This window comes from Corynebacterium yudongzhengii, assembly GCF_003065405.1.
Classification (GTDB): domain Bacteria; phylum Actinomycetota; class Actinomycetes; order Mycobacteriales; family Mycobacteriaceae; genus Corynebacterium; species Corynebacterium yudongzhengii.
The window spans coordinates 456,612-476,460 of sequence record NZ_CP026947.1; the positions used below are offsets into that span (position 1 = coordinate 456,612).

Sequence of the window (19,849 nt, forward strand, 5' to 3'; positions counted from 1 at the left end):
GAGGTCAGCCACTTGTTCTGTGCGATGCGGCCCGCAATAGGCATCGCCTTAGCGGCGAAGTTTTCCAACTTTGACATTGGATTCAACTTTCTGTGACATGGATTCTTCTAGTTGACTCAGGAAGAACATCCTCGCAGGCAGGCACAGGACTCATACCCGTCGGACATCCTACGTCCTAAAGATACTGTGAACTATGGGACTAGACAATATCTTTGTTAAGTAATACTAAAGAGCTTGTGTCAGTAGAACCCGTGTGACGGCTTCCCATGGACGGCACGCTTTGGGGATGGGCCTTAAGCGAAGGAAACCCACGGGAACCATCCGTCTTTCCCGCCAGTCATATCTGGTGTCGGGGCCCGTCACGCGAGCGGGCACCCGGCGGGCCCGCCGCCGGCGGTTAGCCCGCACACACGAAGGGGAAGGACACCGCATCGCCCATGACGGATTCAGCCTTATTGTTCGATTCGGACCAGCTCGTCGAGAAGCTTCGGGGGCTTAAGTCGACGGCCGCCGATGCCAGCACGGCCCATGCCAGCGCCCGGCCGCACGTCCCGCCGCAGGCCGCGGGCCGCGATTTCAGCGCCACCGCCCGCCGGTTGGACGCGGCGCTGCAGCGTCTGCATGCTGCGGGGCAAGTGCGTATCGACGCCCTGCTGGCCGCCTCCGACGCCGGCGACCGCCAGGTCGCCGTCCTACGCGAGGCGGATGACAACTTCGCCGCCCGCTTGTCCGGGAGGTCGTCGTGACGACACGCATGATTTCCCAGTTGGTCGACGAATTCGCGAGCGCCGTCAACGAGTTCACCGTTGCCGCCAAAGGCGGCTACGCCGGCCCGGAGACCACCATCTCGCAGCTGCGTCATGCGCTCGGCTCGATCGACGGCCTCGATACGCCGGCGCTGCGTAGCGCGGTGAGTACCGCCGTGGGCGGCGGGCGCGGGCGGGGCCGGCCGCGTTTCGACGTCCTGGGTCCTCTCAGCGACTTAGCCTCCGGGATCGCGGACGGGGTCATGAGCGGGCGTTTCAAGGACGAAAATGATCGGCATGACCGCCAGCTCGACAAGGCCTGCCAGCTCGATGAAGAGATGGCGCAGTGCTGCGCGGCGATCGACAGCATCGAAAGGGACGCCGATACCGGCATCAGCGAGATCCTCATCGCCGTGATCCCCATGCTGAGGGTGCTGGGCCAGATCATGCTCCTTATTCCGCACAGCCGGCTGTTGGGGATCCTCATCACGGCCGGCACGACACTCATCGAAAGCGCCCTGTCGACGAGCGTGGAGACCTGCCACGACCGTGACGAGATGATCGGAAGCTGCTTGGATGAGTGGATCCGCCGCTGCGAAGAGCACTGCGACGACGAAGAAAAAGACCCTCCCAAGCCCGCGCCGGAGCCGGAGCCGGAATCGGAGCCGGGTCCGGAGAAACCCGGTCCGGAGAAACCTGCACCGGAGAAGCCTGGTGATGGTGGGGAGGCGCCCGTCGCTAAGCCGCAGCCGCAGCCGGAGCCCATGAGCGAGAAGCCGGTTCCGGAGAAACCTATTCCGGAAAAGACGGTTGCGCAGGAACCGTCCGCGCCGGACTGCCCGCCGCCGAAGGATCCGAACCCGGCTGCCGAAATACCAGCGCAACCGGTAGCGCACTCGTCTGGGCAGGTAGCGCTCCAGGCGGCCGGGGCGCTGGCCACGATCGCAGCCCAGGCCTGCCCGCCGCTAGCGGTAGATATGCCTCCAGCTCCGGCGCCTGAGCCTAAGCCGCCACAGGTGCCGCCGACGCCGGAGCCGGAGATCATCGAGGTCAACATCACCGAGGAGGCCTGCCAGCAGGTCGAGCAGTGCTATTGCGAGGCAGTCACTGAAGTCGGCCCCGAGCCGTGTATAGGTACTACCGGCAGCGCCGGGTTAGGCCTTTTAGCTATCGGGGTGGTTGCCCTGATCGAGGCGGTTAATTGCTGCGAGCCCGCGGAGACGCCGGAGTCGGAACCCGAACCCGAACCTGAACCAGCTCCGCCACCGAAGCTCGACGAAGTACCCGAGCCAGATCCACCTCCGAAGAAGCTCGACCAGGTGCCGGAGCCGGACCCACCACCGAAGAAACTCGATCCTCCGCAGCCACCACCGCCGGCACCACAGCCGGCATCAGCCGCTAGCGCGGCGCCGGTGCCGGATGTCCCGGAGCCACCACCGCCACCGGCGCCAGAGCATGGTCCTGAGGATGAGCCCGACGACGGAAACCGCACCCGAAAGGCAGGTAGCTGGTGAACGACTTCGAAGAATTTGCCCGCCAGTTTCGTCAACGCACCGCGGCGCGCATGTTGGAATTCGAAAAGAACCTGCAGAAAGTCCAGGAGGACGTCGAGAACAATGTGGCGCGCTCTGCGGCGCGGAAGGGGGAGCGGGGCCGTCGGCACCCGCAGCACGCCCGCCGGCATACCGACGCCCGCGTCAAGGGGGTGTTACGCCGCGACTAGTTCTCCGGCTGGGCGATGGCGCGGGTCATGCCTTCGACGTTGTCGTCGACACGCTCGGCCAGCTCAGCCCGGCTAACGCTTTCGATCTTCGGGCTCTCGGCGAGCTCCTCCGAATAATCGGAGTAGTCATTGTCGCCGGTGAGCTGGTGCAGCAGGTAGCCGGTGAGCAGGCCGCGCACGCGCTCCTGGCCGGAGGGCTGCGGCCAGCCGATGCCGAAAGCGATCTTGAACAGCGTGTCCTCGGAGAAGGTCTGCTGGTTAATGCCGTCGACCTCGCGGTAGACGGCCTCGCCGCCCCACCAGTTCGCCAGCTTCTCCGGATTGCCGGCGCCGAAGAGCTCGCCCGTGCCGGAGCCGACGATCATGCCCGGCACCTTCACGTTGCGGGCGGCGTCGTAGGAGGAGGGGGAGACCTCGGCCGGGAAGAGAGCGCCGACGGCCTTCACCCGCTCATTGTTGGCGGCGGCCAGCACCGCAGCGCCCGCGCCCATGCCGTGGCCAACCAAGCCGAGCCGGCCCGGGTTCACGGTGGCTTTGCCGTGGCCGAGGCGCACGCCGGCGAGGATCTGGAGGGTCGAATCTAAATCGGCGGCGAACCCGGTGTGATCCGGGTTGATGCCCCGCTCGGTGGCCGGCGCGCCGGCGACGATTCCCCAGCTCGCCAGGTGGCGCAGCGTGGCGTGGTAGTGCTTCGGCCGCTTCATCCAGTCGTGGCCGAAAGCCACGGCGGGCAGGCCATCGCCCTCGGCGGGGGTGTAGACCTTGCCTTCTAAGCCGGCGTACGCGAGGTCGCCGACCAGCACGCGGTGCGGGCCCCGCTTGGAGAGCTTGGACAGAGACTTCTTCAGGTTCGCAGACACGGCACCCAGAGTAGTGGAAATTACCTGAGGTGTATCTGTACGGGGTCAGGATGTCGGCCGCGGGCTCGGGCAGACACTCGGCCAGCGCGTCATTACAGAGATGCATGCGTCGTTTATTCTGTAGCCCATGTGTGGAATCGTCGGATATGTGGGCCACCGACAGGCCCTGAACCTGGCCGTTGATGCGCTGCGTCGCATGGAGTACCGGGGCTATGACTCCGCGGGAGTTGCGGTCGTCGGAAAAGATGCGGACGGCCACAACGCCATCCATGCCGTCAAGCGCGCCGGGAAGATCGCGAACCTGGATGACCGGATTGCGGAGGTCGGCGTCGATAAGTTCGAGGGCACCACGGCCATCGGGCATACCCGCTGGGCCACCCACGGCCGCCCGACGGATGAGAACGCCCACCCGCACCTGTCCTATGACGGCAAGGTCGCGGTGGTGCACAACGGCATCATCGAGAACTTCGCGTCCCTGCGCGAGGAACTCGAGCGCGATGGGATCGAGCTTGTCTCCGACACGGATTCTGAGGTCGCCCCGCACCTGCTCGCCCAGGCGTACAACGAGGGCGATACCGCCGGTGATTTCCGGGCCTCCGCGCTCAAGGTGCTCAACCGCCTCGAGGGTGCGTTTACCATCTTGTTCACCCACGCCGATCACCCGGATGAGATCATCGCGGCGCGACGCTCCACCCCGCTGATCGTCGGCGTGGGCGACGGCGAGATGTTCTTGGGCTCGGATGTCGCGGCTTTCATCGAGCACACCAAACACGCCGTGGAGCTGGGCCAGGACACCGTGGTCTACCTCGCCGCTGACTACTACGACATCCTCAACTTCGACGGCACGCCCGCGCAGGGCAACCCCTTCACCATCGACTGGGACCTGGAGGCCGCCGAGAAGGGCGGGTTCGACTCCTTCATGATGAAGGAGATCCACGAGCAGCCCGCCGCCATCCGCGACACGCTGGCCGGTCACTGGGACGGCGAGCGCGTCACCCTCGACGAGAACAACCTCGCCGACACCGACTTGAAGTCCTTCGACCAGGTCTTCGTCGTCGCCTGCGGTTCCGCGTATCACTCGGGCCTGTTGGCGAAGTACGCCATCGAGCACTGGGTGCGCATCCCGGTGCAGATCGAGGTCGCCAGTGAGTTCCGCTACCGCGACCCAGTGCTCGGCGAGCGCACGCTGGTGCTCGCGATCTCCCAGTCCGGCGAGACCGCCGACACCTTGGAGGCCGTGCGCCACGCCAAGGCCCAGGGCGCGAAGGTGCTGGCGGTGTGCAACACGAACGGCTCGCAGATCCCGCGCGAATCGGACGCGGTGCTCTACACCCACGCCGGCCCGGAGATCGGCGTGGCCTCCACGAAGGCGTTTCTGGCGCAGGTGGTGGCCAACTACATCGTCGGCCTCGCCCTCGCGCAGGCGCAGGGCACCAAGTACCCGGACGAGATCCGCGAGATCTGGAACGCCCTGGAGGAGATCCCCGACAAGGTGCAGCAGGTCCTCGATACGCGGGAGGACATCGCCGCCGTCTCCCGGGCGCTGGGGGCGGTGCGCACCATGCTCTTCCTCGGCCGCGGCGTCGGCTTCCCGGTCTCCCTCGAGGGCGCCCTGAAGCTGAAGGAGCTGGCTTACATCCACGCCGAGGGCTTCGCCGCCGGCGAGCTCAAGCACGGCCCGATCGCCCTGATTGAGGACGATCTGCCCGTCGTCATCGTGGTGCCTAGCCCGCGCGGGGTGAAGCTTTTGCACTCCAAGATCGTCTCTAATATCCAGGAGATTCGCGCCCGCGGAGCGAAGACGATCGTCATCGCAGAAGAAGGCGATACCGCCGTTGAGCCCTACGCCAACTGGCTGATCCGCATCCCGCAGACCCCGTCGATCATGCAGCCGCTGCTGGCCACCGTGCCGCTGCAGTTTCTGGCCGCGGACATCGCCGAGGAGTGCGGCAACGAGGACATCGATAAGCCGCGCAACCTGGCCAAGTCGGTGACCGTCGAGTAGCCCGCCTAGAACCGAAACCTTATGAGTCAGTTGCGTACACGTATCGATCTCGCGGCGATCGCCCACAACACCCGCGCGGTGGCCGCCCACATCGGCGAGGACGTGCGCCTCATGGCGGTGGTCAAAGCCGATGGCTACAACCACGGCGCCGTCGAGGTCGCCCGTGTCATGGCTGCTCACGGCGCCCAGGCCGTCGGGGTGGCCACCATCGCCGAGGCGCTGAGCTTGCGCACGGCGGGTATCGACGCCCCCGTCCTCGCCTGGCTCTGGGACGCAACAGATACAGCCCTTGTCGCCGAGGCGCTGAAAAACGGTATCGAGCTCGGCGTGCCGAGCCTTAAGCACCTGCGCGTGCTGGCCGAACAGGACCGGCCAGCCAGAATCTGCCTCAAGGTCGAAACCGGCATGCACCGCTCCGGGATCGACCGGCACGCGTGGCGCGAGGCCTTCATGCTGGCCGGTAGCGCAAAGCACCTCGAGGTCACCGGGCTTTTCACCCACTTCGCCTGCGCCGATGACCCGGAATCGGCAGCGACCGACGAACAGCTCGCCGAGTTTCGCGACGCCATCGCCCAAGCCCACGCGCTGGGACTAAACGTGCCGATCAACCACGCTGCCAACTCCCCGGCGACGCTGAGTAGGCGCGATACCCATTTCGACCAGGTGCGCGTAGGCCTGGCGCTCTACGGGCTCAACCCCCTGCGAAGTGAGCCCGGAATCGAGCTGCGTCCGGCGCTGAGTTGGGAGGCGGAGGTGACCGTCGTCAAGCCTCTGCAACCCGGGGATGCCGTCAGTTATGGGCATACCTTCACCGCCGATCGCGCCGGGTACACCGCCGTGATCCCGGCCGGCTATGCCGACGGCGTTCCGCGCGCGGCCCAGGGGCAGTTGGAGGTGACCATCGGTGGGCGTCGCTACGCGCAGATCGGCAGGGTGTGCATGGATCAGATCGTGGTTGATCTCGGCGATACCCCCCACGGGGTCGCCGCCGGTGATACCGCGGTGATTATGGGGGTCGGCGGGATGAGCCTCGACGAGCTCGCCGAGCGCCTGCACACCATCAACTACGAGATCGCCTGCCTGCCCAAGGGGCGCACCGTGCGGCAGTATGTGAACGGATAGCACCATGGACGTGCAGTTTCCCAGCCACGGAACCACAAGGTGTGAGACCGCCGAGGACACCCAGGCCTTCGGTGCCCGGCTCGGCGCGTGCCTGGAGCCCGGCGACCTGGTGATTCTCGACGGCCCGCTCGGCGCCGGCAAGACCACCCTGACTCAGGGCATCGCCGAGGGGCTCGGGGTGAGCGGCCGGGTCAGCTCGCCGACGTTCGTCATCGCCCGCGAGCATCCCCCGCGCGGCCAGGGCCCGGGGCTCATCCACGTCGACGCCTACCGGCTGGTCGGCGAGTCGGGCGATCCGATCGGCGAGCTCGACGCGCTGGATCTGGAGACCGACCTCACCGAGGCGGTGGTGGTCGCCGAGTGGGGCGGCGGTTTCGTCGAGCAGCTCAGCGATTCTTATCTGTTCGTCCACCTCGATCGCACCATGGCGGTGTCGCAGGACCCGGAGTCCGAGGCGCGCATCATCACCTGGGATAGGCGTTCAGCGCTGCTGTAGCGGAAGCGAGCTATTAAGGTAGGGAGAATGTCGAAGACCCTGAAAACTTTTGCCGGAATCGTCATTGCCCTCTTCGCCGTCGCGATGATCGGGTTGGTCGCCCTAGCCGGCCGCGCCGTGGGGGCGGATCAGTTCCCGGACGGCGGGCTGGAGCGCGCCATCGCCGCCGCCGAGGAGGAGAACCTCAATGTCACCGCCGCCTCGCCCTATGACATCTACGGCGAGGAGTTCGTCGCCGGCGTGCCCGTCTGCCCGGGCACGGATAGCCAGCAGCTGATGCAGCTGACCGGCCTGCCGGAGAAGCCGGAGGGCTTGCCGGAGGAGATCTCGGAGAACGAAAACTACCTGGTGCTCGTGCGCGAGGACGGCTCCTCGGTCGCCGATGGCTTCGACCGCGCCAGCCTGGATCTGTGCGCCGTGGGCGTGATGCCGCCGTTCTCCTCGGCCGCGATCCTGCCTTTCGCCAAGACCGAAGAGGGCAACTGGGTTCTCGCCGGATAAGCCCACTACGCTAGGGGCCGTGCTGATACTCGCCCTGGATACCGCCACCACCGACCTCGTCACCGGCTTAGTCGACACGGAGATTTCCGCCGCCTATGACGCGGTCGTGCCCGGCACACGCGGGCATAACGAGCAGCTCATGCCCACCATCATGGCGCTTCTCGACGACCACGCCACCACCCTCGCCGACTTAGACGGCATCGTCGTCGGCCACGGCCCGGGGCCTTTTACGGGCTTGCGGGTGGGGATGGTCACCGCCCAGGCGCTCGGGCAGGCGCTGCGCATCCCGGTGCATGGGGTATCGAGCCTCGATGCGATTGCCACCCGGCACAGCGCCGACAACCTCTTGGTCACCACCGACGCGCGGCGCCGGGAGGTCTACTGGGCGAGCTACCAGGCCGGCCGGCGCAGCGCCGGGCCTGGCGTGGTGCGCCCGGAAAACCTTGAGCCCCCGCACCCGGTGGATGCGGTGGTGGTGCCACAGCGGCTCGTCGTTAAGCTCCCTTCCCACCTGCAGGACCTCGAGACCGTCGAGCTCAGCCCGCGGGCGGCCGGGCTGGTTGCGGTGGCCGATCTCGCGCAGGCCCCGGAGCCTTTGAGCCCTGAGTATTTGCGCCGCCCCGATGCCGTGCCGCCGCCGGAGCCGAAGCGTTCGGCGGCGCTGCCTCCGCTGAAGAAAGAGGCGAGGCCGTGAACTACACCGTCCGCGAATTAAAACCGGCGGATGCTGCGCGTTGCGCGGAGTTAGAAAAGCAGCTGTTCGCCGGCGAGAGCCCCTGGCCGGAAAACGTGTTCTTGGTCGAGTTCGCCGCGCCGAACACCTTCTATGTCGGGGCTTTCGAGGCCGAGCGATTGATCGCGTACGCGGGCATCGCGATGCTCGGCCCACGCCAGGACCCGGAGTTCGAGGTCCACACCATCGGCGTCGACCCCGCCTACCAGCGCCGCGGTTTAGGCCGCGAGCTCATGGACCAGATCACGCACGCGGCGGATCTTCTCGACGGCCCCATGTTCCTCGAAGTCCGCACCGACAACGACGCCGCGATCCGCCTCTACGAAGACTTCGGCTTCCACACCCTGGCCACCCGCCGCGGCTACTACCAGCCCTCGGGCGCGGATGCCTACACCATGACGAGACCCTCCCGGAGTGAGCGATGAACATCCTCGGAATCGAGACCTCCTGCGACGAAACCGGCATCGGCATCGTCCAGCTTGCCGACGACGGCACCCTCACCGTCACCGCCGATGTCGTCGCCTCGTCGATGACTCAGCACGCCCGCTTCGGCGGCGTGGTGCCCGAGATCGCCTCCCGCGCGCACCTGGAGGCGATGCCGCAGGTGATGGACAAGGCGCTGGCAAAGGCGGGTATCGACGCCCCGGACGCCGTCGTGGCCACCGTCGGCCCGGGACTCGCGGGGGCGCTGCTGGTCGGCACGGCCGCCGCGAAGGCCTATGCTGCCGGCTGGGGCGTGCCTTTCTACGGTGTCAACCACTTAGGCGGGCATGTCGCGGTGGCGGATCTCGACGGCCGCCCGCTGGAAAACGCCATCGCGCTGCTGGTCTCGGGAGGGCACTCGCAGATCCTGCGCGTCGATTCCGCCGGGGCGCTACGCGAGCTGGGCACCACGCTTGACGACGCCGCGGGCGAGGCCTACGACAAGGTCGCCCGGCTTTTACACCTGGGTTATCCCGGCGGCCCCGTGATCGACCGCCTGGCGCATGAGGGCAACCCGGAGGCGGTGGCGTTTCCGCGGGCGCTGAGAAAGGCGAAGGACCTTAAGAGCCAGCACCGCTACAACTTCTCTTTTTCAGGGCTGAAAACGGCGGTGGCCCGCTACGTGGAGGCAGCCGAGCGCGCCGGGGACGTGATCGACATCGAGGATGTGTGTGCCTCTTTCCAGGAGGCGGTCGCGGACGTGCTCAGTTTCAAGGCGGTCCTTGCCGCGCGCGATACGGGGGCGCAGACGATGCTGCTCGGCGGGGGAGTGGCGGCGAACTCGCGGGTGCGCTCGCTGCTTCAGGAGCGTTGCGACGCCGCCGGTATCGAGCTGCGCATCCCGCCGATGCGGCTGTGCACGGATAACGGCGTGATGATCGCCACCCTCGGTGCTCGGCTGATTCAGGCAGGCGCGCAGCCTTCGTCGTTGGCGGCGGCGACCAACCCGGGCCTCGAGGTGGAGACGGCGCTCGTCGACTAGCACCGGGTACAGTTGAGCGCTAGCACTTGGTTGACTAGAGTGCTAAAGCAGGTTGTTTAACGAACACAGTTGTTCACCCGCGACGACGGCTGCGTTGGCACCACAACCGCGAAGAAATGTTTCTGACGAAAGGAAATCACCGTGGCAAACGTCAACATTCGTCCGCTCGAAGACAAGGTCCTCGTCCAGATCCTCGAGGCTGAGACCACCACCGCCTCCGGCCTGGTCATCCCGGACTCCGCCCAGGAGAAGCCGCAGGAGGCCAAGGTCATCGCCGTCGGCCCGGGCAAGCAGAAGGACGATGGCTCCCGCAGCCCGATCGACGTCAAGGAGGGCGACACCGTCGTCTTCTCCAAGTTCGGTGGCACCGAGCTGAAGTACGACGGCGAGGAGTACCTGCTCCTGTCCGCCCGTGACCTGCTCGCAGTCGTCGAGAAGTAAGTAAGGAGCCTCAATGGCTAAACTCATTGCTTTTGATCAGGAGGCCCGCGAGGGCATCCAGCGGGGCGTCGATCAGCTCGCCGACACCGTGCGTGTCACCCTGGGCCCGAAGGGCCGCAACGTCGTTCTGGCGCGCGGCTTCGGCGGCCCGCTGGTGACCAACGACGGCGTGACCATCGCCCGCGAGATCGACCTCGAGGACAAGTTCGAAAACCTCGGCGCCCAGCTGGTGAAGTCCGTCGCCGTCAAGACCAACGACATCGCCGGTGACGGCACCACCACCGCGACGCTGCTCGCCCAGGCACTCGTCTTCGAGGGCCTGCGCAACGTCGCCGCCGGTGCCAACCCGGTCGCGCTGAACCGCGGCATCTCCGCGGCGGCCGAGAAGGTCGTCGAGGAGCTCAAGGCCCGCGCCACCGACGTGTCCTCGACCGCGGAGATCGCCAACGTCGCCACCGTCTCTTCGCGCGACCCCGAGATCGGCCAGGTCGTCGCCGGCGCCATGGACAAGGTGGGCAAGGACGGCGTCGTCACCGTCGAGGAATCCCAGTCCATCGAGTCCTCCGTCGACGTCACCGAGGGTGTCTCCTTCGACAAGGGCTTCTTGAGCCCGTACTTCGTCACCGACACCGACGCCCAGCAGGCCGTGCTCGAGGATGCCAACGTGCTGCTCGTGCGCAACAAGATCTCCTCGCTGCCGGACTTCTTGCCGCTGCTGGAGAAGATCGTGCAGACCTCGAAGCCGACGCTCATCATCGCCGAGGACATCGAGGGCGAGCCGTTGCAGACCCTCGTGGTCAACACCATCCGTGGTGCGCTGAAGATCGCCGCCGTCAAGGCGCCGTACTTCGGTGAGCGTCGCAAGGCGTTCATGGATGATCTGGCTGTGGTCACCAAGGCCACGGTCGTCGACCCCGAGGTGGGTATCACGCTGAAGGAGGCCGGCACCGAGGTCCTCGGTGGCGCCCGCCGCATCACCGTGACCAAGGAAGACACCGTCATCGTCGACGGTGCCGGCTCCGCCGAGGACGTCGAGGTCCGCCGCGAGCAGATCCGCAACGAGATCGCCACCACCGACTCCACCTGGGATAAGGAGAAGGCGGAGGAGCGTCTGGCGAAGCTCTCCGGCGGCGTGGCCGTCATCAAGGTCGGCGCCGCCACCGAGACCGAGGTCAACGAGCGCAAGCACCGTGTCGAAGATGCCATCAACGCCGCCCGCGCGGCCGTGCAGGAAGGCATCATCGCTGGCGGTGGCTCCACGCTCGTGCAGATCGCCAAGTCGCTTGAGGCTTATGCTCAGGAGTTCGACGGTGAGGCGCAGACCGGTGTCCTGGCTGTGGCCAAGGCCTTGGTGAAGCCGGCCTACTGGATCGCGGATAACGCTGGTCTGGATGGCTCGGTGGTGGTCAACCGCATCGGTGAGCTGCCGAACGACGAGGGCTTCAACGCCGCCACCGGCGAGTACGAAAACCTCGTGGACGCCGGCATCATCGACCCGGTGAAGGTCACCCACTCCGCGGTGGTCAATGCCGCTTCCATCGCCCGGATGGTGCTGACCACCGAGGTCTCCGTGGTGGACAAGCCCGAAGAAGCCGCCCATGATCACGGTGTCCACGGACACCACCATCACTAGGCGCTAGGAGCTAGGTACACCAGACGGCCCGGAGCGCGGTTGGGGGGAAATTACCCCGCCGCCTTCCGGGCCGTTGTGCTGTGTGCGGGTGTTTAGGCGCGGCTGTGGGAACGGGAGTTACGCTCGCGCAGCATGGCCATGCGCTCCGATTCGGAGAGGCCGCCCCAGATGCCATAAGGCTCGGCGGCCTCGAGGGCGTGGGCGCGGCAGTTGGCCATGACCGGGCAGTTGCGGCAGATCGCCTTGGCGCGGTTTTCTCGCTGGGCGCGGGCACGGCCGCGCTCACCGTCCGGGTGGTAGAACACATCGGATGCCTCTCCACGGCACAGGCCGTGCAGCTGCCAGTCCCAAAAGTCAGCGTTCGGGCCGGGGAGCAGATGGGGCTGAGACATTAACGCAAGACTCCTTCTCACCAAAAGTAAAAACTTCGCTCGTCGCCGAGCGCTACGGCTTGAAGTGTGATACCCGATGATGAACGAAATGTAACGCAAGTGTTACCGGCAAGTTCCACGCCTGGAAACCGGATTCATTTCCCTGCCTTGAGCAGGACTTTTATGGAAAGTGAAGAATGCGTTAACTTTGTTTGGCGGTAGCTGTGAGGCTCATGTGAGGTTGTACGCTCGCCCAGATAGTCTCGCGGAGGCCGTAAAGTTGCTATAGGTCAACAGGGAGTTATGTAGTTAATCCTTCCGGCTTCTATCAACGAGGAGGACACGCGTGAGCGAGGAAGACGACGAGCTTGGTGAACTCGTCCCGAAGGCGTGTTCCGGCGATCGCCGCGCTTTAGGGCGGATCATTCAGATCATCCACCCGCGTGTCCTGCGCTATGCCCGCGCCCGCATCGGCGGCGGCAAAACCCCCACCGCGGAGGACGTCGCCCAGGAGATCTGCCTCGCGGTGTCGACCTCCATCGCCTCCTACGTCGACCGGGGAAAACCGTTCATGGCCTTCGTCTACGGCATCGCCTCAAACAAGGTGGTCGACGCCCACCGCAGCCTGTCTCGCGACCGCTCGCACCCGACGGAGGAGGTGCCCGACAGTGTCGATCAGCAAGCCACGCCGGAAGAGGCCTCGATCACACTGGATGGTAGTAACAGGGTCCGGGAACTTCTCGATACATTGGGTGAGCGCGCACGGGAGATTCTTATCCTGCGGGTCTTCGTCGGTTTGAGCGCCGATGAAACCGCGCAGATTATCGGAAGTACCCCGGGCGCCGTGCGGGTGGCACAGCACAGGGCGCTGGCGAGCCTGCGCTCACGGGTAGAAGAAGACCACAGTGTCACCAGGGAACGAAAGGGAGTGGAAAGCTGATGGACCGCCGCGATCGACGGCCCGGTGAGGGCAGCGACGACCAGCTCACTCCGCTGTATGAGGACGATGCTTTCTTAAGCGCTCTCTCCCGAGGAGAGGATCCTTCCGGGGGAGAAGATCCCACCGCGCGCCTGCTGCTGCAGCTGCGCGATGACGTCGAGCGGGAGATGTCGCCGGCCCCAGAGATCGATACGGAAGATGACGCTGAGGATGACCACGGCACCGCGGCGCTCATCAGCCGGCGTCGCCGGCGTGCGGGCGGCCCGCTGGCCTATGGGCTTGTCGGCGCTGCGGCCGCCTCGGCGCTGATCCTAGGCGGGGGAGCGGTGATCACGCAGACCGACATGTTCGGCTCTGGCAACAATGCCACCGTGGTCGATCTGGCCGGCACCCTCGACGAGATCGACCGTTCCAACATCGAAGGCGACGTCGAAGGCACTCAGCGCCTCGTCGAGCAGGCGCGTCGTCTGCTCGCCCAGGTTGAACGCGACGAGGACGACGGCGAGGCTCGCTCGCCTAAAGATGCCGTGAGCGCCGCGGAAGAAGATGAGAAGGACCCGCTGCCGCGGCAGACCGCCACCGTCACGGAGACCGTGGCCCATCCCGCGCCCGCACCGCAGGGAGCGGAGGCACCGGTGACCACGACGGTCACGGAGCGTCCGGAAGCCGAGCGCATCACGGTCACGGAGACCGCGCCCGCCGGCCAGCCGACCGTGACCGAAAGCGTTACCGTCACCGAGACTGTCCTCGTCGAGATGGTCGAGCCGCCGCAGACCGCCCCCGCCACGGAGCCGACCCCGCGGGAAGGCCGTTAGCGGCCCTCGAGTCCGTCGAGGTAGCCGAGGGCGTAGTCCCACGGCACGTAGGCGCGCACGTCGGGCTCAGCACTGGGCTCATGGACCGCCGCGAGCTCCCCCTTGAGGGAGGCGAGCATGTTGGCGGCCATGATGTCCCAGTCGTAGTAGTGCATGATTTCGCAGTCCTCGCAGAAGAAGTAGATTCCGCGCATACCGCGGGGCGCGAGAACGGCCTTGCATTCCCGGACGATCCGGAGGTCCTCGATCACCTGGGCGCGCTCCTCGTCGCTCAGCGGCGTGACGGAGTCTTCCGCGTCGAGGAACGACGCGGGGTCGTTGGGGTCTCCCTCGAAGGGGTCGCGGGGCATCATCGAGTCGTAGTTCACACTGGTCACCCTATTGGTGTGAGGGCGTACGTAGCAATTCACCTCGCCGGGGATGAGGCACTACAGTTGAGGGCATCCTCAATCGGTGGGGGTCGCGTGAAACGCCCTGCACGGTGACAAAGTCGGTGAGTAAAGGAGTGCCTCAATGACCAACCAGCCCCTGTCCTACGGAGGAGACGACCCGACGAAGGTCGCCTTGACCGGCCTGACCTTCGACGATGTGCTGCTGCTGCCGGCAGAATCCAACGTGGTGCCCAGCGAGGTCGACACCGCCGGGCAGTTCACCCGCAACATCCGCCTAGGCATGCCCATTGCCTCGGCCGCGATGGACACCGTCACCGAGGCCCGCATGGCCGTGGCCATGGCCCGCCAGGGCGGCATCGGCGTGCTGCACCGCAACCTCTCCATGGAGGAGCAGGCGGGGCAGGTAGAGATCGTCAAGCGCTCCGAATCCGGGATGGTCACCGACCCCATCACCGCCCGCCCGGACATGACCATCGCAGAAGTCGACGAGCTGTGCGCCCGCTTCCGCATCTCCGGTCTGCCGGTGGTGGAGCCCGACGGCACCTTGGCCGGCATCATCACCAACCGCGACATGCGCTTCGAGCCGGACACTGACCGCAAGGTCCACGAGGTCATGACCAAGATGCCGCTCGTGGTGGCGAAGGAAGGCGTGACCAAGCCGCAGGCACTCGAGCTGTTGAGCGCCAACAAGGTGGAAAAGCTGCCGATCGTCGACGATGATGGCAAACTCACCGGCCTGATCACCGTGAAAGACTTCGTCAAGACCGAGCAGTACCCGAACGCCTCGAAGGACTCTTCGGGCCGCCTGCTGGTCGCCGCCGGCATCGGCACCGGCGAGGAGTCCTACCAGCGCGCCGGCGCCCTCGTCGACGCAGGCGTCGACGTCTTGGTCGTCGACTCCGCCCACGCCCACAACAACCGGGTGCTCGAGATGGTCAGCCGGGTCAAGAAGGACTTCGGCGATAAGGTCGACGTCATCGGCGGCAACCTGGCCACCCGCGAGGCCGCCCAGGCCATGATCGAGGCGGGCGCCGACGGCGTGAAGGTGGGCATCGGCCCCGGCTCCATCTGCACCACCCGCGTGGTCGCCGGCGTCGGTTCCCCGCAGATCACCTCGCTTCTGGAGGCACGCGTTCCGGCAAAGGCCGCCGGCGTGCCGCTCATCGCCGACGGTGGTATGCAGTACTCCGGTGATATCGCTAAGGCGCTGGCCGCCGGCGCGTCGTCGGTGATGCTGGGATCGATGCTCGCCGGCACGCGGGAGGCGCCGGGCGATGTGGTCGTCGTCAACGGCAAGCAGTACAAGCGTTACCGGGGCATGGGCTCGATGGGGGCCATGCAGGGCCGCGGCTTAAGCGGCGAGAAGCGCTCCTACTCCAAGGACCGCTACTTCCAGGCCGATGTCAAAAGCGAGGACAAGCTCGTCCCCGAAGGCGTCGAGGGCAAGGTGCCCTACCGTGGCGAGATCGAAAACATCTGCCACCAGATCGTCGGCGGCCTGCGCGCCGCGATGGGTTATACCGGCTCCGCCACGATCGAGGAGCTGCAGGAGAAGAAGTTCGTCCGGATCACCGGCGCCGGCCTGCGCGAGTCGCACCCGCACGACATCCAGCAGACCGCCGAGGCACCGAACTACCGCTAGTACCCACACCACCCGGAAGGTTTTCTTTCATACCTCATGCGTGACTACGTAGAAGTCGGTATCGGCCGCGAGGCCCGCCGCACCCACCACCTGCAGGACATCTCGCTCGTGCCGGCGCGGCGCACGCGCTCGTCGCAAGACGTCGATACCACCTGGCACATCGACGCCTACACCTTCGACATCCCCGTGGCCTCCTACCCGACGGACGCGCTCGCCGGCGACGTCGATTTCGTCAACGCCATGCACAACCAGGGCGGTCTCGCCGTGATTAACGCCGAGGGCATGTGGGCCCGTCAGGCCGATATCCCGGCGGCGATCAAGGAGGTCATCACGGCCGCCGAGATCAGCCCGGCCGAGGCCACCCGCACCCTCCAGCGGCTGCACGCCGCTCCGCTCGATACCGACCTGCTCACCGAGCGCCTGCGGGAGGTGCGCACCACCGGCGCGACCGTCGCCGTGCGGGTCTCCCCGCAGAACGCGCGCGAGCTCGCGCCGGCCGTCGTGGCCGCGGGGGCGGAGATCCTGTTCATCCAGGGCACGATCATCTCGGCCGAGCACGTCGCCAAGGGCGGGGCGCCGCTCAACCTCAAGGAGTTCATCGGCTCGCTCGAGGTGCCGGTGATCGCCGGCGGGGTCTACGACTACTCGACGGCCATGCACCTCATGCGCACCGGCGCCGCCGGCGTCATCGTCGGCGGGACGTCGGCGGCCTCCGAGTTGGCCGTGGGCATCGCGCCGGGCATGGCCACCGCGATTGCCGACGTCAACGCCGCCCGCCGCGAATACCTCGATGAAACCGGCGGCCGCTACGTGCATATCCTTGCCGACGCGCACCTCGAGACCTCCGGCGACATCGCCCGGGCGATCGCCTGCGGCGCCGACGCCGTCATGCTTGGCTCCCCGCTGGCGCAGGCGGCCGAGGCCTCGGCGAGCGGGCACTTCTGGCAGACGGCCGCCGCCCACCCGCGTTTCCCCCGCGGCGTCGTCGAACGCGACGAGAGCGCCTTCGATAGGGCAGAGCCCGCCAGCTTGGAGACCATCCTGCACGGCCCGTCGTCGGATGCCTTCGGCTTTGAGAACCTGGTGGGAGGCCTGCGCCGCGCGATGGCGAAGTGCGGCTACACCGACTTGAAGAGCTTCCAGAAGGTCGGCCTGGCGCTGGCCTAAGCGCTGGCTTAAGCGCACTACGACCGCACGCATCGGAGAAGGTAGGATACGGGGCCGTGAGCACGAATAAGGTTTCAGTCCGCCCAGTCCTCGTCGTCGACTTCGGCGCGCAGTACGCGCAGCTGATCGCCCGGCGGGTGCGTGAGGCGAACCTCTACTCGGAAGTCATCCCGCACACCGCCTCCATCGAGGAGATCCGCGCCAAGGACCCGGCGGCGATCATCCTCTCCGGCGGCCCATCGTCGGTGCACGCCGAGGGCGCACCGCAGATGGATCCCGGCCTGGTCGATCTGGGCGTGCCGGTCTTCGGCATCTGCTACGGCTTCCAGGCGATGGCCCAGGCACTCGGTGGCACCGTCGCCAAGACGGGGGCGCGTGAGTACGGCCGCACCCAGCTCTCCGTGTTGTCCGGCGAGCTGCACGACGGCTTCGAGGCCACCCACCAGGTGTGGATGAGCCACGGCGACTTCGTGACCTCCGCCCCCGAGGGTTTCGAGATCACCGCCACCACCCCGGGCGCGCCCGTCGCCGCCTTCGAGTGCCCCGAGAAGCGCATGGCCGGTGTGCAGTACCACCCGGAGGTCGGCCACTCGCCGAACGGGCAGCGCGTCCTCGAGCGCTTCCTCACCGAGATCGCCGGCCTGGAGCCCACCTGGACGGCGGAGAACATCGCCGAGGAACTCATCGAGCGGGTGCGCACCCAGGTCGGCGACGGCCACGCCATCTGCGGCCTCTCAGGCGGTGTGGATTCCGCCGTGGCCGCCGCGATCGTGCAGCGGGCCATCGGCGACCGGCTGACGTGCGTGTTCGTCGATCACGGCCTGCTGCGTAAGTACGAGCGCGAGCAGGTGGAGAAGGACTTCGTCGCGGCCACCGACGTGCGCCTCATCACCGTCGACGAGTCCGAGGCCTTCCTGGCCAAGCTCGAGGGCATTAGCGATCCCGAGGCCAAGCGCAAGGCGATTGGTGCGGAGTTCATCCGCTCGTTCGAGCGCGCCGTCGACCAGGCCCTCGAGGGTCAGGAGACCGCCTACCTCGTGCAAGGCACCCTGTACCCGGACGTCGTCGAGTCCGGCGGCGGGTCCGGCACCGCGAACATCAAGAGCCACCACAACGTCGGCGGGCTCCCCGACGACGTCGAGTTCGAACTCGTCGAACCTCTGCGCCTGCTGTTTAAGGACGAGGTCCGCGCCGTCGGCCGCGAGCTCGGCCTGCCGGAGGCGATCGTCGACCGCCAGCCTTTCCCCGGCCCGGGCCTGGGTATTCGCATCATCGGCGAGGTCACCCGCGAGCGCCTCGCGGTGCTGCGCGAGGCCGACTTCATCGCCCGCGAGGAGCTCACCAAGGCGGGCCTCGACGACGAGATCTGGCAGTGCCCGGTGGTCCTGCTTGCCGACGTCCGCTCCGTCGGCGTCCAAGGCGATGGCCGCACCTACGGTCATCCCATCGTCCTGCGCCCGGTGACCAGCGAGGACGCGATGACCGCCGACTGGTCCCGCATCCCCTATGAGGTGCTGGAGAAGATCTCCTCCCGCATCACCAACGAGGTCGCCGAGGTCACCCGCGTGGTCTTGGACATCACCTCGAAGCCGCCGGGAACTATCGAGTGGGAGTAGGCGCATCGACCCGAGCGCTGAGCTCGGGGTGGTCGACGTGCGCCGGCGGCGCGCCGGGGGCTTCCACCACGGTGAGATGCAGCGTGGGCTCATCCGTACCTGCCTGCACGTTGTAGGTGCCGCTTTCGCAGGTGGATGCCAGGCTGGTCTCACAGACAAGGTGCACCGGCACCTCCTGCGGCAGGGTGATCTGCAGGGGATAGGCGGTGGCAGTGGGGGTGGTGGCGGTGTCGTCGTCAAGCGAATCTAACCCGTAGAGGTTCAGTGATAAGGCCGCCTCGTCGCTGCGGTATTCCTCGCGCAGGTCCTCGGCGCTGGTGACCTCGTAGGATTCGCGCATGGTGGAGTAGGCCGTGGCGCCGAGGAAGAACACGATCACGGCGGCGATCACAACAATCGGCAGGGCGATGCTGAAGCCGATGAGCACCCAGCGCCACGTCGAGTGCTTCTTCTTCGGCCTCGGTGGGGGATCCGGCAGATGCCAGGCGAAAGGCGCGGTCCCCAGCGGGTCCCACTCCGGCGGGGCGGGGTGCGCCTGCGGGTCCATCGACGAGTACTCGCTGAGATTCACCCGGGGTGCCTCGTCGGTATCGGCGGGGTGCTTATCGACGTTCGGCAGCAACCCATACGGCGGCACTGGCGTCAAGTGGTGCAGCCCGTACCAGGCGGCGAGCATGAGCGCGATGGCGAAGAAGGCGCTCGAGCTGAAGAGGCTGCCGCTGAGGCCGGGGCTATCGGCGTCCGAGAAGGTGACCCCGATGCCGATGATGCCCGAGAACAGGATGAATCCGATCAGGAGCAACCAGCCGGTGCTGCGCTCGTCGATAACTTTGGGGTGCAGGGTGTTCTTCGGCTTCGCGATGGCCTGCAGCGGCGCCGTCCGCAGCCCGTAGCGGGGCATGAACCCCCAGGCCAGCAGGTAGGCGGCCAGCCCGCCGCCGACTGCCAAGGTGGTCACCACGAATAAGACGCGCACCAGGAGGGGATCGATCTGGTAGCGCACGCCGATGCCCTCGCACACTCCGGCGATATGGGCATTGCCGCCTTGATCTTCCGGGATGCGCGGCGGGCGACTCGCCCACATCTGTTTGAGCGTGTCGGAAAAGTTCCGTGGTTTCTCCTGGGTGTCCATGGTTCTCATTGTCGTGCGTGGGCTTGCTCGGCGGTATCGGGTGTGACCC

Annotated in this window: 21 protein-coding genes; 17 read left to right on the top strand and 4 right to left on the bottom strand. The window is 66.7% G+C overall.

All coding sequences use genetic code 11. From position 1 onward, the window contains the following. Nucleotides 1-437: 437 nt before the first annotated feature. From C3B44_RS02160 to C3B44_RS02170, 3 genes are read left to right on the top strand one after another with little or no spacing between them, the layout of a single operon-like run. Complete coding sequence (locus C3B44_RS02160; RefSeq protein ID WP_108430917.1) at nucleotides 438-746, top strand: hypothetical protein; 309 nt, start codon at nucleotides 438-440, stop codon at nucleotides 744-746. A gap of 8 nt (nucleotides 747-754) precedes the next feature. Beyond that, on the top strand, nucleotides 755-2,260 hold the full coding sequence (locus tag C3B44_RS02165; RefSeq protein ID WP_159077374.1) for a hypothetical protein: 1,506 nt from the start codon (nucleotides 755-757) through the stop codon (nucleotides 2,258-2,260). Beyond that, the gene (locus tag C3B44_RS02170; RefSeq protein ID WP_108430919.1) at nucleotides 2,257-2,469 is read left to right on the top strand and encodes a hypothetical protein; all 213 of its coding nucleotides are present in this window, start codon (nucleotides 2,257-2,259) and stop codon (nucleotides 2,467-2,469) included. The genes C3B44_RS02165 and C3B44_RS02170 overlap by 4 nt, the downstream gene beginning before the upstream one ends. Here C3B44_RS02170 and C3B44_RS02175 read toward each other — a convergent pair. Beyond that, nucleotides 2,466-3,329: a dienelactone hydrolase family protein gene (locus tag C3B44_RS02175; protein WP_108430920.1), complete on the bottom strand. Its 864-nt coding sequence runs from the start codon at nucleotides 3,327-3,329 to the stop codon at nucleotides 2,466-2,468. The genes C3B44_RS02170 and C3B44_RS02175 overlap by 4 nt on opposite strands. A 127-nt stretch (nucleotides 3,330-3,456) precedes the next feature. Between C3B44_RS02175 and glmS the strand changes: the two genes are divergently transcribed. The 9 genes from glmS (at nucleotide 3,457) to groL (ending at nucleotide 11,725) form a co-directional block, all read left to right on the top strand. After that, the gene (gene glmS / locus C3B44_RS02180) at nucleotides 3,457-5,334 is read left to right on the top strand and encodes a glutamine--fructose-6-phosphate transaminase (isomerizing) (protein WP_108430921.1); all 1,878 of its coding nucleotides are present in this window, start codon (nucleotides 3,457-3,459) and stop codon (nucleotides 5,332-5,334) included. A 21-nt stretch (nucleotides 5,335-5,355) separates the two neighbouring features. Continuing rightward, the gene (alr, locus tag C3B44_RS02185) at nucleotides 5,356-6,456 is read left to right on the top strand and encodes an alanine racemase (RefSeq protein WP_108430922.1); all 1,101 of its coding nucleotides are present in this window, start codon (nucleotides 5,356-5,358) and stop codon (nucleotides 6,454-6,456) included. A gap of 4 nt (nucleotides 6,457-6,460) precedes the next feature. Next, nucleotides 6,461-6,952: a tRNA (adenosine(37)-N6)-threonylcarbamoyltransferase complex ATPase subunit type 1 TsaE gene (tsaE, locus tag C3B44_RS02190; RefSeq protein WP_108430923.1), complete on the top strand. Its 492-nt coding sequence runs from the start codon at nucleotides 6,461-6,463 to the stop codon at nucleotides 6,950-6,952. Between the two features lie 27 nt (nucleotides 6,953-6,979). Next, a complete protein-coding gene (locus C3B44_RS02195) occupies nucleotides 6,980-7,453 on the top strand; it encodes a hypothetical protein (protein WP_108430924.1) in 474 nt (157 codons plus the stop codon). A 19-nt stretch (nucleotides 7,454-7,472) separates the two neighbouring features. Continuing rightward, nucleotides 7,473-8,147 (top strand): tRNA (adenosine(37)-N6)-threonylcarbamoyltransferase complex dimerization subunit type 1 TsaB, encoded by a 675-nt coding sequence (gene tsaB, locus C3B44_RS02200; protein ID WP_108430925.1) that lies wholly within the window; start codon nucleotides 7,473-7,475, stop codon nucleotides 8,145-8,147. After that, the gene (gene rimI / locus C3B44_RS02205) at nucleotides 8,144-8,611 is read left to right on the top strand and encodes a ribosomal protein S18-alanine N-acetyltransferase (RefSeq protein WP_108430926.1); all 468 of its coding nucleotides are present in this window, start codon (nucleotides 8,144-8,146) and stop codon (nucleotides 8,609-8,611) included. Before tsaB ends, rimI begins: the two co-directional genes overlap by 4 nt. Continuing rightward, on the top strand, nucleotides 8,608-9,651 hold the full coding sequence (gene tsaD / locus C3B44_RS02210; protein ID WP_108430927.1) for a tRNA (adenosine(37)-N6)-threonylcarbamoyltransferase complex transferase subunit TsaD: 1,044 nt from the start codon (nucleotides 8,608-8,610) through the stop codon (nucleotides 9,649-9,651). Before rimI ends, tsaD begins: the two co-directional genes overlap by 4 nt. A gap of 141 nt (nucleotides 9,652-9,792) precedes the next feature. Beyond that, entirely contained in the window at nucleotides 9,793-10,092 is a 300-nt protein-coding gene (groES, locus tag C3B44_RS02215) for a co-chaperone GroES (RefSeq protein ID WP_108430928.1), read from the top strand. A gap of 13 nt (nucleotides 10,093-10,105) precedes the next feature. After that, nucleotides 10,106-11,725 (top strand): chaperonin GroEL, encoded by a 1,620-nt coding sequence (groL, locus tag C3B44_RS02220; protein WP_108430929.1) that lies wholly within the window; start codon nucleotides 10,106-10,108, stop codon nucleotides 11,723-11,725. 92 nt (nucleotides 11,726-11,817) lie between these two features. On the opposite strand, the gene C3B44_RS02225 is transcribed toward groL, so the two are convergent. After that, nucleotides 11,818-12,117 (bottom strand): WhiB family transcriptional regulator, encoded by a 300-nt coding sequence (locus tag C3B44_RS02225; protein WP_108430930.1) that lies wholly within the window; start codon nucleotides 12,115-12,117, stop codon nucleotides 11,818-11,820. 325 nt (nucleotides 12,118-12,442) lie between these two features. On the opposite strand from C3B44_RS02225, the gene C3B44_RS02230 reads away from it, so the two are divergent. Together C3B44_RS02230 and C3B44_RS02235 are read left to right on the top strand one after the other, a co-directional pair. Beyond that, complete coding sequence (locus C3B44_RS02230) at nucleotides 12,443-13,036, top strand: sigma-70 family RNA polymerase sigma factor (RefSeq protein WP_108430931.1); 594 nt, start codon at nucleotides 12,443-12,445, stop codon at nucleotides 13,034-13,036. Beyond that, nucleotides 13,036-13,851, top strand: coding sequence for a hypothetical protein (locus tag C3B44_RS02235; RefSeq protein WP_108430932.1), 816 nt, complete (start codon nucleotides 13,036-13,038; stop codon nucleotides 13,849-13,851). The genes C3B44_RS02230 and C3B44_RS02235 overlap by 1 nt, the downstream gene beginning before the upstream one ends. On the opposite strand, the gene C3B44_RS02240 is transcribed toward C3B44_RS02235, so the two are convergent. Then, entirely contained in the window at nucleotides 13,848-14,219 is a 372-nt protein-coding gene (locus tag C3B44_RS02240; RefSeq protein ID WP_108430933.1) for a DUF5319 domain-containing protein, read from the bottom strand. The genes C3B44_RS02235 and C3B44_RS02240 overlap by 4 nt on opposite strands. 145 nt (nucleotides 14,220-14,364) lie before the next feature. Between C3B44_RS02240 and guaB the strand changes: the two genes are divergently transcribed. The 3 genes from guaB to guaA are packed head-to-tail and all read left to right on the top strand — an operon-like array spanning nucleotide 14,365 to nucleotide 18,668. After that, nucleotides 14,365-15,885 (top strand): IMP dehydrogenase, encoded by a 1,521-nt coding sequence (gene guaB / locus C3B44_RS02245; protein ID WP_108430934.1) that lies wholly within the window; start codon nucleotides 14,365-14,367, stop codon nucleotides 15,883-15,885. A 36-nt stretch (nucleotides 15,886-15,921) separates the two neighbouring features. Next, nucleotides 15,922-17,052 carry a GuaB3 family IMP dehydrogenase-related protein gene (locus tag C3B44_RS02250; protein ID WP_108430935.1) on the top strand — a complete coding sequence of 377 codons (1,131 nt, stop codon included), beginning with the start codon at nucleotides 15,922-15,924 and terminating at the stop codon, nucleotides 17,050-17,052. 56 nt (nucleotides 17,053-17,108) lie between these two features. After that, a complete protein-coding gene (guaA, locus tag C3B44_RS02255) occupies nucleotides 17,109-18,668 on the top strand; it encodes a glutamine-hydrolyzing GMP synthase (RefSeq protein ID WP_108430936.1) in 1,560 nt (519 codons plus the stop codon). Here the strand turns inward: guaA and C3B44_RS02260 are convergent. Then, nucleotides 18,652-19,800 carry a PspC domain-containing protein gene (locus C3B44_RS02260; protein WP_158268643.1) on the bottom strand — a complete coding sequence of 383 codons (1,149 nt, stop codon included), beginning with the start codon at nucleotides 19,798-19,800 and terminating at the stop codon, nucleotides 18,652-18,654. The genes guaA and C3B44_RS02260 overlap by 17 nt on opposite strands. Nucleotides 19,801-19,849: the final 49 nt, after the last annotated feature.